The organism is Paenibacillus periandrae, from assembly GCF_022458865.1.
In the GTDB taxonomy this organism is placed as follows: Bacteria; Bacillota; Bacilli; order Paenibacillales; family NBRC-103111; genus Paenibacillus_S; species Paenibacillus_S periandrae.
Genome location: NZ_JAJNMU010000012.1, coordinates 138,898 through 153,490, shown reverse-complemented (window position 1 = coordinate 153,490; position 14,593 = coordinate 138,898). Strand labels below are relative to the sequence as shown.

At 45.7% G+C, this 14,593-nt stretch carries 10 protein-coding genes and 1 pseudogene; 2 read left to right on the top strand and 9 right to left on the bottom strand.

Going from position 1 to position 14,593, the window contains the following annotated elements; genetic code table 11:
- Nucleotides 1-16: 16 nt before the first annotated feature.
- On the top strand, nt 17-634 hold the full coding sequence (locus LRL21_RS21155) for an SCO family protein (protein WP_240417771.1): 618 nt from the start codon (nt 17-19) through the stop codon (nt 632-634).
- A 52-nt stretch (nt 635-686) separates the two neighbouring features.
- On the opposite strand, the gene LRL21_RS21150 is transcribed toward LRL21_RS21155, so the two are convergent.
- From LRL21_RS21150 to LRL21_RS21115, 8 genes are all read right to left on the bottom strand, one after another.
- Nucleotides 687-1,016 (bottom strand): hypothetical protein, encoded by a 330-nt coding sequence (locus LRL21_RS21150; protein ID WP_240417770.1) that lies wholly within the window; start codon nt 1,014-1,016, stop codon nt 687-689.
- Between the two features lie 360 nt (nt 1,017-1,376).
- On the bottom strand, nt 1,377-4,844 hold the full coding sequence (locus tag LRL21_RS21145) for a polysaccharide lyase family 8 super-sandwich domain-containing protein (RefSeq protein ID WP_240417769.1): 3,468 nt from the start codon (nt 4,842-4,844) through the stop codon (nt 1,377-1,379).
- A 130-nt stretch (nt 4,845-4,974) separates the two neighbouring features.
- The gene (locus tag LRL21_RS21140) at nt 4,975-6,573 is read right to left on the bottom strand and encodes a response regulator (RefSeq protein WP_240417768.1); all 1,599 of its coding nucleotides are present in this window, start codon (nt 6,571-6,573) and stop codon (nt 4,975-4,977) included.
- The gene (locus LRL21_RS21135) at nt 6,570-8,399 is read right to left on the bottom strand and encodes a sensor histidine kinase (RefSeq protein WP_240417767.1); all 1,830 of its coding nucleotides are present in this window, start codon (nt 8,397-8,399) and stop codon (nt 6,570-6,572) included. Before LRL21_RS21135 ends, LRL21_RS21140 begins: the two co-directional genes overlap by 4 nt.
- A gap of 111 nt (nt 8,400-8,510) precedes the next feature.
- On the bottom strand, nt 8,511-10,088 hold the full coding sequence (locus tag LRL21_RS21130) for an extracellular solute-binding protein (RefSeq protein WP_240417766.1): 1,578 nt from the start codon (nt 10,086-10,088) through the stop codon (nt 8,511-8,513).
- A 54-nt stretch (nt 10,089-10,142) separates the two neighbouring features.
- On the bottom strand, nt 10,143-11,009 hold the full coding sequence (locus LRL21_RS21125) for a carbohydrate ABC transporter permease (protein ID WP_240417765.1): 867 nt from the start codon (nt 11,007-11,009) through the stop codon (nt 10,143-10,145).
- A gap of 23 nt (nt 11,010-11,032) precedes the next feature.
- A complete protein-coding gene (locus LRL21_RS21120) occupies nt 11,033-12,007 on the bottom strand; it encodes an ABC transporter permease (RefSeq protein ID WP_420832472.1) in 975 nt (324 codons plus the stop codon).
- Nucleotides 11,989-13,203: an FAD-dependent oxidoreductase gene (locus tag LRL21_RS21115; protein ID WP_240417764.1), complete on the bottom strand. Its 1,215-nt coding sequence runs from the start codon at nt 13,201-13,203 to the stop codon at nt 11,989-11,991. The genes LRL21_RS21120 and LRL21_RS21115 overlap by 19 nt, the downstream gene beginning before the upstream one ends.
- A 762-nt stretch (nt 13,204-13,965) precedes the next feature.
- On the opposite strand from LRL21_RS21115, the pseudogene LRL21_RS21110 reads away from it, so the two are divergent.
- A pseudogene (locus LRL21_RS21110) lies at nt 13,966-14,127 on the top strand (transposase); the annotation flags it as partial.
- A 36-nt stretch (nt 14,128-14,163) separates the two neighbouring features.
- Here LRL21_RS21110 and LRL21_RS21105 read toward each other — a convergent pair.
- Nucleotides 14,164-14,571 carry an NUDIX hydrolase gene (locus tag LRL21_RS21105; protein ID WP_240417763.1) on the bottom strand — a complete coding sequence of 136 codons (408 nt, stop codon included), beginning with the start codon at nt 14,569-14,571 and terminating at the stop codon, nt 14,164-14,166.
- Nucleotides 14,572-14,593 lie beyond the last annotated feature (22 nt).

Below are 14,593 nucleotides of genomic sequence, written 5' to 3'. Positions count from 1 at the left end.
CTGGAAAGAGGCCCGTATGCAACCATTTGTTCACAAATATGGATTCAAGCTGTTGGTAACATTCATGCTGGCGGGTATGGTCGTTTCTGTATTTTTTTGGATCAATCGGAGTCCCGCATTGCCTGTGATCAAGCAGGCCCCTAATTTTACATTGAACAAACTGGATGGGCACAAATTTAATATGAGCGATTCCAACGGGAAGGTGCGTTTAGTCGAATTTATGTTCACCAGCTGTCCGGACATTTGTCCCCTGACGACTTACAATATGGTGAGGCTGCAGGAGGACCTTAAGAAAAACAACCAGTGGGGAGACCAGGTGCAATTCTTGTCGGTCACCTTCGACCCGCTCAAGGATACCCCCGAAGTGTTCAAACAGTATGGAGATCGCATGCGAATGGACTACAGCGGTTGGACCCTTCTGACCGGAACAGAAGCGGAAACAGCCGCGGTTGCTAAAAGTTTTGGCGTGCTTGTACAGAAAATGCCCGATGGCCAGTTCATGCACACGGTAACGTCTTTATTTTTGATTGATGGCAGCGGCAACATACGTAAAATTTTCGCGATGGGCGAACAAATGGATAACCAGGAAATATTACAATCGATCCGACAGTTAACCTCATCAACATCGAAATAGTTTTTTCCAAACCAGAATACAGCAGAGAATCGTTCTGATCCTCTGCTTGGACTTACCAGTTCCAGTTGCTCTTTTTGAGTCCGATTTGTTCCAGACATGCAAGTAATATAGATTTACGAACGGCTGTAAGTGATTGTTCGGTACAGGCTGAATCCGCAATGTATTCAAGCTCCTTTGCCTTTTTCAAGGTGGAGTCTGATAGATTGTTCGAAACCACTGCCTGATTAAAGCACGGAGGTGAAATAAAGACTCGGTTGGATCGTTCCAAAATAAGTCGTGTGTGATCGGGAGGGGTGACTTCAACCTGGACAATCATTGAGATCACAATTGCAGTGACGAGAATACTGGCTCCAACAAGATATCGCTTGAAATATGTGTTCATTAAGTAGTGATCCCCAGCTCAGCCTCTAACGCTTCATAACCCGAACCATAGACCCAGCTATCCGGGTAATGTGGACAAACCGTCGTTTTTTGCATATACTGCACCTTCCTTTGTGGATTCCTTGCATCATACTACTGTACAAGATACAGCCGATAAGTTGTATGACTACAAAGAGCTATTTTCGTTAATGAAAAAAATGAAAGGTTGAAAATTGGACATCCATTTCATTGTCAGGTGCAGTTGAATGCGCTAACAACTCATAATTATTATAATTAAATTCTTGAACAATAATGCATAAGTCGATGTAAGCAAATATCCCTAGGTCCTATTTCCATAGGTCTAGGGATACTGGCCAAATTATTAGTAAGTCAGCTCTCCATTGCCGATGCGAACTTCATCAACCTCCATATTGGCGGTGGAAGTATTGCTTCCGCCAAACATTAACGCGTTGGCTCCCGTTCCTGCACTCGCTGCGCCGCTCCAAGCCAACGTTCCGTCTACATAAAGATCGTACGTGTTGTTGGTATGAACAATGGCACGGTAAGTATGAAACACGGTTGTATCCAACGTATACGTTTTCGTCGGACTTGTACGGTCGTTTTTGACTGTGCCGGAAGTACCGTGCGTAAAGTAAATGGGAATTAAGTAATTGGCGCTGCGCACGATGGCCTCGTTGGTCGTATTGGCAGCCTTTGATTTAGCGATAAATTCAAGAGTAAACGCTCCGGTTGGTGGCGTAAAGCCTGATTTGGTCAAGTAAAAGTAGCTGCCGGTGGAGCCTGTTCCTGTGTCAACAATGGTAACCGTGCCTGTATTTTGGGTAATCGATCCCGTCGTACCGCTGGTAGTCCAAGCTGTAGTATTGCTCATTGATTCGTTAACCACATCCCACTGCGAGGCTGGTGTTATCTCACCTGTCCCCATCCTGAAAGTATCTACGGTAAGATTCGCGGTATTCAAATTATTACCGCCGATTCTTAGATTCGCCGTACCTACCGTGTCACTAGCAGCACCGGACCAAGCCATGACACCATCGACATACAGGTCATACGTGTAATTGGCATGTACCACTACCCGATAGGAATGATATACGGTTGTATCCAGCGTGTAGGTTTTCGTCGGAGATGTACCCCGATCCTTCACGGTTCCTGCCCCGGCGATGCCATGTGTGATGAAAATCGGAATTTGGTAGTTTCCGCTGCGAACCGCAATTTCATTCACGGCATTAGCTGCATTCGATTTCAACCTCGCTTCAAAGGTGAATGCCCCTGTTGGAGGTGTAAAGCTGTCTTTGGTCAAATAATAGTAGCTGCCGGATGTCGATGTACCCGTATCCGTTACGGTGACTGTTCCTGAGTTTTGTGTTACCGAGCCAGTGGTGCCTGTGGTACTCCAGCTGCTTGCATAATTACTCATATTATCATTGATAATATTCCACACGCTGCCCGCGCCTCCGCCAGTACCTGTTTTACTAATAACCGCATGGAATGTTTTTCCCTTGGCCCCATTCACTTTTACACTTAAAATCAAGGTTGGCGAGCTCTGAATGACGCTGACCCCGGAATCCACTGAGATTGTACTCCCTAATGGCTTATGCACTTCAATTAGAATCGCGCCTGTATTGCTGAAAGTCGGATCGGATACGGATAGCTCAACCTCATCATTCGTTTCGCTGACCAGCACCGATGCCTTCGTATTACTTGTTAAGTAAGCAGATCCGTCAACATTCACCGTCTTGGAAGCATCTTTCCAGAAATTCGCTGCCACCAGATTAAGACCTTTCTCTTTCACGGCTTGAACATCTCCCGAATTTTCCAGAATCGTCACATTCGGGTTACCGGCATAGGCTGTCAGCTGGCTATTGGACTTGCTAGGCAGAATAACATAGGAATAGCTGCCGTTCGTCGGATTTGTGCCGTGATCGAACCAGAAGTTCAAATAATTATTCGTAATCGATGCTGTTGGTGTTACGGGACGGGCATTGATGCTGTACCAGGTGCCGGTACGCGCCTCTCTTTTCCCTTTCAAAGAAGCCGCCGTTGGGAAGTAGTAGCCAATATCCGAGCCTGCTACATTGCCTGCCAAATGAATCGTATTGACACCGGTCATCGTTTCGGACCAAGTAAGCGCTGTGCTTTTAGCGGCGCCATTCACGGTAAGTGCATTGCTGCCGGAGCTGTTCAGCTTGCGGTTTTCAACAATCGACTCGACTACCGCACCATCAGTTGATGTTATGCCCGCACCAAGAGCGACAATTTCATCATCGAACATAAACCACGATTTCTTCGCGGTAAGCGTCTTGTTATGCGCGTTAAACTCCATTCCCGTTGCCCCGTAGAGGTTCTGGTGCTCCGCTCCGCCAACCCAGCTCATCGTGCTCAATTTACCGCTACTGGCGCCTGAATTCGCGTTCACCGTTGTTCCCGGCAAACGGAAAGAATCTACGGTCGGCCAATAGCCGTCGCTATACTGGCCCAAATCGTTGTTATACAAATAGGTCATGCCGTCGCCTGTATGCCAGCCTTTTTTGTTCTCTTCATTGCCTAATTCGAAGTTGTAAACCCGATTGGAGTACATGCTGATCCCAAATCCGAATCCGGGTCTCAAATGAACCGTGCGGTCCATCGAAGGATACTGCTTATACCGGAGCAATTCCCCCCGCGGAGAAATACTGGAATCGTTCATGATCCCTTTGGCAAGCGCCACGGTCTCTAAGGGTACATCCAAATAAAAGCTGCGGTACGTATCGGCTTGAATCCAATATTTAACCATCCTTTTAAAAGCAAGCGCATCACTTGTCGGCGCGAATTGCGAGAGACGAATAAAGGCGATCATCGCATCATGGCCGGAGGGATGATCCTCTGAATAATTCCGCGAAATATTGCGTCCGCGGACCATATCCATCATGGCGCCTTTGTAAATCAAGGGCTCGAAGGCATCATAAGCCCATTTATAAATATTAACTTTGTCTGGAGAAGTTATCTCCCAGGTAGACCCGGCCAGTAAATACATCATGTTGGCGGTATCTTTAAACATGTTTTTTCCGTAACCGCCCGTATACGAGTATTTGGCATGCTGGATGAAGGAGCCGTCTTTATAAAAGCCGTCGCCTGAGGTCACATAATCCAGCTCTGAGCTGACGCCATCTCTGGCTAGTCCTATCTTCGTCCCGTCCTTGACAAGGATCCCTCTAACCCCAACCACCGTTGCGGACCATACGCGATTAGCGCCTGTCCGGCTAGGGCTTGGAGCAAATTTATTGACAGCATCCATATAGTTAGTCCTTTGTGCTGATGTCAGGTCAGCATAGAGAAGTACCACCGTATCGTTCAGACGAAGCGGCGCCCCAATCTCCCAATCCCACCAATTGTCATACGTGGCAGTGCTCGCATTGTACCGATTGGCATGCATCCAATCGAGCCCATTGATGATAGCATTCCGAAGCTGCGTATTCCCGTTCAGGCTCGAGCCGGTAACCGTATAGGCTATCGCCATCGCTTTTAAGCGGTCATAGGCCGAAGTCACATTAGCTGAAACAGTAGTGCTGCTCAAGTCCGGCCATAATGTCGTTCTGCCAACGGACAAGTCCATCGTATCCCAGAAGCCGGTTCCTGCCGAGCAGGGCGGTGCTCCGCAGCCATTCGTCACCATGTCTTCAATCGAGTGGATCTTGGCAGCAATATCGGGATCGGTTATTGCTATGCTTGTTCCCCCAGTCCAAATGTTCTTCCATTTATCGCGGAGCGTATCATATTCATCCGCATAAATGGAGCTGCCACCGATCAGCATTCCAGTGATCGCCAAGCCTAAACAAAACATTTTCCTCATGTCACACCTCTTTACTTTTAATGTAAACGCTTCCTACATTTTCAGTATAAGAGACTCCTTTAGATTTTAATAGAATACAACGATTACTACTTATGTTCCAAAAATGACTATTTGGATGCTCACATGGCCGTTACCCTCTTAATTCGCTGGGCAGCACACCCCAAATCCTGGCGAAGGTGCGGGAGAAATAACTGACATTGATATAACCAACCTGGCTTGCCACATCTTGAACCTTATTCCCCTGCAGCAGTAGCTCCTTGGCCTTCTCCATTTTTTTATGGATCACATATTGGCTGAAGGGCTGTCCTGTTTCCATTTTAAACAGCCGGCTGAGATAAGAGGAGTTGACGAAAAGCTTTTCTGCAATCGTATTTAAGCTCAAATTATCATGCAAATTCTCCTCAAGCATCTCTATCACTGCGGAGGTGAGCTTATTCACTCCCTTCTTGCGTTGATTCTCCAGATAAGCCAGAACTGCAAACAAGGAACGCACCAGCCATTCTTTAATTTGGTGGCGGGATATCAATTCCTGATTGTTCTGAAAAAAATGAAGATCCTCGCCCAGCACTTCCTTGGATAAAAGTCCCTTTCCATGCATCCACTGCACCAGCATGCTGCTCAGGAGCAGCACTTGGAGCTGGATTTCCTCGATCGACCGCTCCGGCTGGATCATATTGGCAAGCAGTTCCTCTACAGCTTCAAGCACAAGCCCTTTGCTGCACATATCCAATGCTGCCATCAGCTTCTTCATTGCATTAGCAGGAAGCTCCTTCTCGGTTGTGGATTCCTTCTCTTCACGAGAGTGAATAGCTACATAATGGCCATAGATCACTCTTTCCTGAAGTGCTACGTTAGCCTGTATATACGACCTTGGTACATCCGTTAATCGGAAGGCCGTTTGGCCGATACCAGCGCTTGCCGTAACCTTCAGGCATTCCTTTACAATCGACAGCAGCCTGGTTATGGAGTAGTTCACCCGATGGCAAAAACCATCCTCGTTTTCCGAATCGGCGCGACTAAATATGACCACTGTGTTTCCTGTGGAAACCTGGAACACATAACACGCATCCTGCTCTAATACTTCCTTCGTTATACATTGGATCGAGAACTGAAGCAGTGACTCGTCGCTTCTGCTGAATCGCAATTCTTCATCACTTAACGGGTCCAAGGCCAGGATACCGACCTTATAAAAACCGTCCTCCAGCAGCTCAATCTGCAGCTCCCTGCTCTTGTGAATAATTTCCCATTCTGCATATTGTCCTGCCACCCAGTTATTCCAAAAGATGCTTCGGAGCGCCGGGAGATGGTAGCCCCACTTTTCCCTTAACGAATTGCTATTAAAGCGCTCCTGCTGCTCCCTCTGTATTTTTTGTTTCGTTTGCAGCACAGCCTCCAGAATCTCCTCGTTGCGAGCCGGCTTCAGGAGATAATCCATGATGCCGAGCTGGACCGCTTTTTGCGCATATTCGAATTGCTCGTAACCACTCAATATGATCATACGGACATGTGGGTGTTTCTTATTTATTTCCGCCGCAAGCGTCAGTCCGTCCATGTCCGGCATCTGAATATCGATAATCATAATATCGATCTTCTTGACTTCTACGATTTGAAGAGCTTCAATCCCGTTCTGGGCCATTCCGACAATTTCAATGCCGTGCTGCTCCCAAGGAATGAATTGTGCGATCCTCGTACGTATTCCTATTTCATCCTCTACCAATAACAGATTCATTCCTTGATCCCCTCATTCATTAATCGTTTTGGTATTTGAATGAAAACCGACGTTCCTTGGCTCCATAGGCTTTCTATCCATAAATTCGCCTCTTCCCCATACGTAAGCTTCAACCGGGCCTTTACATTACGCAAGCCAAAGAGGTCAGCAAAGCTCAGCTCCTCATTAACAATTAATGGCATATTTTGGAAGGTTATCTGATTTAGCTGCTCTTGGATATATAGCAGCCGCTCGGGCTGAATTCCAACCCCGTTATCCTTCACCTCCAGCAATACGTCATCCTCTTCAGTAAGGGCACAGCTCACATGGATATCCCATTTCCCTGATTTGCTTTCTACGCCATGAATGATGGCATTCTCTACGATAGGCTGCAGTAGCAGCTTGACCAGCTTCAACTGTGAGCAATCAGGATGCATAAAGACGTGCACCCGGAGATTGTTGTTAAACCGTATTTGCTGAACCTTAACGTAATAAAGCATGTGCTCGAAGGTCTCCTCGATGGTGAACAGATCCTTTTTTCCTTTGCCCAGACTGATGCGCATAAACTTGGAGAGATTGTATACCATTTCTCCAATATCGTCGACGCCGCTAATGACCGCTGATGAATAAATCGAATCCAATGTATTATATAAAAAATGCGGGTTAATCTGTGCTTGCATAAGACGTAGCTCCGCTTGGCTGGCACGGAGCTGCTGTTCATAAATGCCTTGGATCAGATGTCTCTGATCCGTCGTTAGTAAATTAAACGAATCCATCAAAAAACCAAATTCATCCTTGCGCTTATGCTCAATGACCGTATCGAGCTGGCCTTGACGAAATTGCTTCATTCCCAGGATCAGCTTGGTGAGAGGCGAAGAAATTCCGCTATAGACGAACCAGGAAATCCATAACGCTACAATCGCGCTAATGAAAATGGTCAATAGGGTATTCCGCTGTACCTGCCGGGTCAAGGCAAAAATTTCGGCCTCCGGCTGGATCATCACCAAAGACCAATGGGAGCTGGAAGATGTTGTTTTTACAAGCAGCTGCCGTTCCCCATTCAACTCCTGCCGTTCTGTCCAAATGTGAGGATTCTCATCATCGAGATCGACTGCCTCTAAAGGACTGGAGCCTGTTCCTGCAATATACCGCTTCTGGCTATCATAGAGATGCACCTCGGCATTACCTTTGGGAAGCAAATGCTCAATTAGCTTTTCCAGATAATCACTGCTAACGGTCATGATCACAATATTTTGTTTGCCCTGAGGATCACTGAAATTCATCAATCGCAGCAGGTGGATGCTTTTCTGGTCTACATCGTCCCCCAAAATAGCCCGGATATCCATCTGCTCTTCACCAGGCCGGACGATAACGAGATTGCCGTTCGATTCTACTGTTTTTTGAAGTAATGGGATCTGTTGAATGCTGTCGTTCTTTCGATAAGCTCTATTGCTGATCAGAAATCCGGACGATCGATGAAGTACGGCTGCTTGCTTAACTGCTTTATTTACAGAGGTAATGCCTGAAATTTGAGAAGAGGCCTTCTGAAATTGCAGAATGTCTGCTGCTGTAGGTACAGCAGCACTATCCTCGAATGTTCGAATCAAGTACGGATCTGTAGCAATTAATGTGGACATATCATAGAATCCTTGCATAATCAGATCGATGTATTCCAAGGACGATTCCATCCCGTTAATCGTTCGTTCGGCAAATTGCTCCTCCAAATTTTGCCTCGATTGCATATTCGAGAGCAAGCTAACGATAACCAAGGGCAGCAATATCATCAAAAAATAAACCGTTAGCCGTACTTGTACCGATTGTTTAAATCTCTTGTACATCCATGCCATACACTGCACCGCCTCATCCTGTACAAACCTTAACATATGCCTTTAAGGCAGACGAACTTATGCCAAAAGAGGAATAGGGTGCGCATTGCGATTGCACCCTATTCCTGAGCCTTACTTCTTCTTATTTGCCTTGTACCACTCGTTCACTTCTTTGGTAAGCTCTTCTCCGCCGTCCTTCAAAAATTGTGCGGTAAACTTATCAAAGTCATCCAGAGGCAATGCGCCCATAATGATTTTGGTAAAGGTCTCCTCCAACTGTTGGTTCAGCTTGACCCCATACTTGGCAAGAGCCGGTGTCGGCGAGCCTGTGTATTTATTGGCGATCACATTTTTATTGATGATATTGATATTCTCGTTCATCTTGAATTCAAGGCCGGTTGCGTCCAGACGTGCACCTTCCAGCTCAGCATCCCAAATACTCCCTAAATCCACCAGAACATTGCGATAAATATGCTTCTCATGAGCTGCTATATCGATAGTTAGCTTGCCGTCCTTGCGGCTCCAAATGTTATGCTCAGGCAAGCCAAGCTTAATCGCCTCCCAATTTTCTTGCTTTGTGATGAAATTCAACAGCTTTATCGTGCTTTCGGCATTCGTGCTCTTCGCCGGAATAACCATATACGATCCAACCGGGTTCTTGGAGCCCACGCCCGATTTCCCTTCGGAGCCGACCGGGTACGGCAAAGAAATCCATTCGGCTTTCGGATCATTCTTTTTGCTGCCCAAAATGACGGTAGGCTCCTTAGTATCGAACCAGGTAGCCGAGAAAATGCCGACCTTGCCCGATACAATTTTCTCACCGATATTTTTCGGTTTATTTAAAGCCCATTCTTGATCCAGCGTCTTTTGCTTATACAATTCGGCCATGTACTTCAATGCTAGCTTCGTTTCTGGAAGCACCACAGCATTGACCAGCTCGCCACCACGTTCAACCCAGTTATTTACTTTAATGGCTTCATTCGTTGCAATCGGCACGCCAAACGCTCCGAAATAAGGACCGGACCGAGCCAACTTTTCGCCAATCAGCATGCCAATGGTATCAGCCTTGCCGTTTCCGTCCGGATCCTGCTCGGCAAAGGCTTTCATCACTTTCGTGTATTCATCCAATGTTTTGGGCGGCTGCAAGCCCAGCTTATCCAGCCAGTCCTTGCGGACATACATTATTTCGTCTCCAAGCTTGGTAGAAATTCCAGGAAGTGCATAAATTTTTCCGTCGAACGTTACCCGATCCCATATTTCCGGAGGCATGCTTTTCTTGATATCCGGGGCAAATTTGTCGATCAAATCATTTAACGGTAATATCGCCTTTTGTTTGGCCAGATTAGTCACCCAACTGACATCCCTTGAATGGATTAAATCGTATTGCTCGCCGGATGCCAACAGTACATTCAATTTATCTTGATATCCGTCAGCAGCCAGCTCATTAAGCCTCAGGTTAAACCCGCTTTTCTCACGAATATATTTGATGTAATCGTTGTTATTGGCATCCGTTCCCTCCATATACTTACGCCCACTGTTATTGATGACAAAATTCAGATTGACGGGCTCCTTAACCTGCGTGGTATTACCATTACCGGTAGCTGTTTCCGTACCAATCGGCTTCTCCTCTTTCGCACAGCCTGCTGCCAATCCAACCAGCAGCAATGATGCCATGGTTACGGATACACTTTTTATTAGTTTGTTATTCATATCGGTAGCCTCCTCTATTAGTATAAAATGTAAACCCATTTTCAGCCATAGCCATTATCCTTTTACTGAACCGATTAAAATACCTTTAACGAAATAACGCTGAAGGAAAGGATATACCATGACAATAGGTAACGTACTGACAATCAAGGCTGCCGCCTTCAACGATTCGATAGCTGCCGAATCCTTCTCCATCGCCCTTGTCTCTAGATTCGTTTCATTGGACAGAATCAGATCCCTTAAATACATTTGCAGCGGATGCAACTCACGTTTATTCAGATAAAGTACAGCATCAAAAAATGAATTCCAATGTGCGACGCCGTGAAACAGAGCTATGGTCGCGATTACCGGCATAGACAGGGGCAGCACGATTCGGAGCAAGATGCCGGTATTGCTGCACCCGTCCATGCGGGCGGATTCCTCCAATTCAATGGGCACGCTTTGAAAGAAGCTGCGCATAATAATCACATTAAAGGCGCTGACCGCCCCAGGAATGATCAAAGCCCAGAAGGTATCGATAAGTCCTGCTTCTTTTACAATCAAGTAAGTCGGTATGAGTCCACCGGAGAACAGCATCGTGAACACGATCATGAATTGAATCCATTGCCGCCCTAGAATATAGGGCTTCGATAAAGGATACGCAAGCAGGCTTGTCAGACCCACGCTGAGCAATGTTCCAAATACTGTGCGGTTCACGCTTACGCTGAACGCATTCATAAAGGCCGTATCTTTAAGTACATTTTTATAAGCATCGATATTCCAGCCTATCGGCCAAAAACCGACGATTCCTGCAATGACTGCTTGCTGGCTGCTAAACGATTGCGCCACAATATGAAGGAATGGCGCTAATGCGAGTAGCGAGAACAAGGCTAAAACCGTATGGTTCACAGCCGAAAAACATTTCTCTCCTCTGGAGCCTAACATCGTATAACACCTCCTTTCCGCTGTTAGTACAAGCCGTCTTGTCCGAACCTCTTCACCAGCTTGTTCGCAACAAGTACAAATAGAAGACTGACAATCGATTTAAAAAGCCCTATTGCCGTGGTGTAGCTGAATTCCGCTTGTGCAATACCGACACGGTACACATAGGTCTCGAATACGTCGGCCACTTCATACACCAGGGAATTGTACAAAATAAAAATTTGCTCGAACCCAACATCCAGAACATGCCCTAATCGCAGCAAAAACAAGATGATAATTGTGCTTGTAAGCGAAGGTAGTGTAATATGCCAGAGCTGCCTCCACTTGTTGGCGCCGTCTACAACGGCAGCCTCGTATAATTGCGGGTCGATAGAGGCCAATGCCGCCAAATAAATAATCGCGCCCCATCCCACATCCTTCCAAATGTCGCTTGCCACCAGCACGGTTCTGAACCACGAAGGGTTAGCGAGGAAAAAAATCGGTTCCATGCCCATCAATATGAGAATTTTATTGAGCGTACCGCTTGTCGGTGATAAGACAGTAATGAGGATGCCGCCCAAAATAACCCAGGATAAGAAATGGGGCAAATAGGCCAATGTCTGTATAGTCCGTTTAAAAAATACATGTTTAATTTCATTGAGCAGCAGCGCCAAAATAATCGGCCCCGGAAAGCCCCAAATGATTTTATACAAGCTGATCAATAAAGTATTTCGAAAAATCGTATAGAATTGCGTGTCTTCGAACATCTTGCGGAAGTGCTCCAGCCCGACCCACTCGCTTCCGGTAAAGCCGGTAAAAATACTGAAATCCTGGAAAGCAATAACAATTCCGGCCATAGGCAAATACTTAAAAATAATAAAATAAACAATCCCGGGGACCATCAGCAAATATAAATCCCAGTAGGAACGAAAATTAGTTGTGTAGCCACGCCATTTTTGAGATTTAACAGCTTTCTGCAAAGGCGTTGTGCTTGATTGTGCGGTCACAGTATTGAGTTGCATACTCCATGTCTCCTTGCTGTCAATTCTTTTGTGTTGCTTCGTAGGATGCTCCTTATGTACATGTCTCCCCATTTCAAACGAAGATGGTTTTCCTCAGCATGTTTGCCATCAGGAGAGTGAATATCAATCGGGTAGCCTGAATGGGCAATCACATCCGTGAAGGCTCGGCAGCTTAACACATCCTGATGGCCCAGTGTGTACAGCCCTTTAATCTGCCGTGTTCCGCGAACCCCTACACTTGGACCGGAATAGGCGGTTACCGCTTTACTGAACCCGGGAACTCGGGTATTCAGCGCCTTTTCAAGCTGGCGAATTTGTTGTCTTCCTTCTGTTTCCGCTTCGCTCAAGCTCATCGGGTCGGTACCGTCCTTGCCATGGATACGGGAAGTATTGATGATGACCTCTCCTGGATTGTTCGTTTCGAAGAATAGGAAATTTCCTCTTTGAAACGTAATTTCGCCTTCCAGCAGAGCGTCGGCGAACACCTTCAAAAACTCACTGATGGATAGTCTCGACGAACGGTCGATGTTCCCGATATCTCCTCCCAATTTGGGAAACTCCTCCGGGTGTTCCCTAATGTAGGATTTCACGGCATCCATATCGACATTGTACATTTTCAAATTCATTGTCATGGGCTGGCATAAGCCGTCAGCTTCCCGCCCCTTCGCATACTCAACACCTGCCCACACTGACAAATCGGCATCTCCTGACGCATCGACATAGCATTTAGCTTTAAGAGCGGACAACCCCGCTTTATTGCAGACGATAATTTGCCCTATGCTGCCATCCTTGCAGTCCACACTAGCCAGCATCGTATGATACAACACCTGCCCGCCGCTCTCGATTAACATCAGCTCCAACTCATGCTTCATCGCCTCGGCATCGAATGGAGTTACTGTATACGTGTAGCCGGTGGTGTCCAAAATATGACCGGTTGACTTCCCTTGCCGCTTTAACCTTTCGATCAGTTCGTCAGTGATCCCTTGGATCACTTGTACGTTACCGGCATGGAAGGTCATCATCGGACCTACACCTGATGCGGTCAACGTTCCGCCAAGAAATCCGTTTTGTTCAATCAACAGCACATCTCCACCGTATCTGGCGGCAGCTATTGCAGCGATAGCTCCGGAAACGCCTCCTCCAACAACAATGACGTCATATTCCTTTGACGTGTTTTCAACCTTGACCTCAAACATTTAAATTCTTCCCCTCATGACTCATTTACAATGATCCTTATTCATATTCCTTATCAATATAAGGTATCAAGGCTCCAATGAGTATATAGGGACTATGACTTCTTGTAGCTCAAATATGACCTTTTAGCTTTTTCTCCCAACAACAAAGAGGCTGTCTCTCAGTCGTTTGACTAATGGGACAGCCCCTAACTATTTATTACCCATGCCGTCTTAAGTATTTTATGATGTCACCGGCTTTTGACTTAATACGTACATCAACATTGCAAGAGCAAAGGAGGCTGAACTTCTATTAAAGGAGACAGATAAAAATATCATGGATATCTCACTACTATCCGATTATAGTAATTTCTCTCACCTTGGAAAACTTTTAAAAAGCTTACTGAACTTTCCCACGTGCATTTCGACAGTTACACCAATAAGTGATATAGTTAATCTTTGTCTGAACAGATATTAAACCGATATGCTAAAGCTTATTAATATTTTGAATGGTACTTTGACTTTACCGCGATCATAATAACCTCATTGGAATGCTCATATTTTTATCTGTTTTCAAATCTGCCTATACACCCGGTTCCGTCGTTGGCAACTATCAGGCGTAGGGGGGTGGACAGAGCCACGAATTAGTGCTTGACGATCTAAAGTAAGGTTGAAAATGGAAAAACATCTGCACATCCTGTATTGTTGAAAGTCCTACCCAACAACAAAAAGGATGAAACAGATGTAGAACCAGTGTATTAGGGAAATGCTCAACTTACCAGAGCTTCAAATCCAATCGTCAATTACCATCGTTGCCGCTGGACCAATGCGACCGTAGAAGGCCGACATAACCGAATTAAAGCTTATCAACGCAGGCATTACTTCACACGCAATCGTGATCGTTATAAAGCTGGAATTTTAGTCGAATGCAATCGCAAACGATTTTGAGCTAAATTGTCAAGAACTGATTTTGAGGTTGAACCATTAAAATTCTATATAAAATGGTTGAAACTCCGCGTTTAAACAATATTCAATCCGTTGCCTGAAGTTCTTCCACGTCACCATATTCAATCCTTCCTCTATTGGAAAATATCTAGTTTCCAAGCTTTCATTCGTTATCGTTGGTTGTCCTCCAATTGGTTTTGCTAAAAACAATGTATTGACAATTGATCTGTTTACGTTTTGAAATACTCCACAAAATTTTATGATCTCAATATCAACTCCGGATTCTTCCTTGGTTTCTCTAATAGCAGCATTTAGTAATGACTCTCCTTCTTCAACTTGCCCTCCCGGCATTTCCCAACCTCTTCTTGGTCCCTTGATAAGCAATATTTCATTATTTTCATTAATCACGATAGTCGCAGCAGATACAATGTGTTTTGGAGGATTCATCTATGAACAGTCCTTTCAAATG

Bases quoted from the DNA above. Each gene is read 5' to 3' on its own strand.
- LRL21_RS21105 (WP_240417763.1), bottom strand. From the start codon at position 14,571: ATGAATCCTCCAAAACACATTGTATCTGCTGCGACTATCGTGATTAAT.
- LRL21_RS21115 (WP_240417764.1), bottom strand. From the start codon at position 13,203: ATGTTTGAGGTCAAGGTTGAAAACACGTCAAAGGAATATGACGTCATT.
- LRL21_RS21150 (WP_240417770.1), bottom strand. From the start codon at position 1,016: ATGAACACATATTTCAAGCGATATCTTGTTGGAGCCAGTATTCTCGTC.
- LRL21_RS21155 (WP_240417771.1), top strand. From the start codon at position 17: ATGCAACCATTTGTTCACAAATATGGATTCAAGCTGTTGGTAACATTC.
- LRL21_RS21125 (WP_240417765.1), bottom strand. From the start codon at position 11,009: ATGTTAGGCTCCAGAGGAGAGAAATGTTTTTCGGCTGTGAACCATACG.
- LRL21_RS21120 (WP_420832472.1), bottom strand. From the start codon at position 12,007: ATGCAACTCAATACTGTGACCGCACAATCAAGCACAACGCCTTTGCAG.
- LRL21_RS21145 (WP_240417769.1), bottom strand. From the start codon at position 4,844: ATGAGGAAAATGTTTTGTTTAGGCTTGGCGATCACTGGAATGCTGATC.
- LRL21_RS21130 (WP_240417766.1), bottom strand. From the start codon at position 10,088: ATGAATAACAAACTAATAAAAAGTGTATCCGTAACCATGGCATCATTG.
- LRL21_RS21135 (WP_240417767.1), bottom strand. From the start codon at position 8,399: ATGGCATGGATGTACAAGAGATTTAAACAATCGGTACAAGTACGGCTA.
- LRL21_RS21140 (WP_240417768.1), bottom strand. From the start codon at position 6,573: ATGAATCTGTTATTGGTAGAGGATGAAATAGGAATACGTACGAGGATC.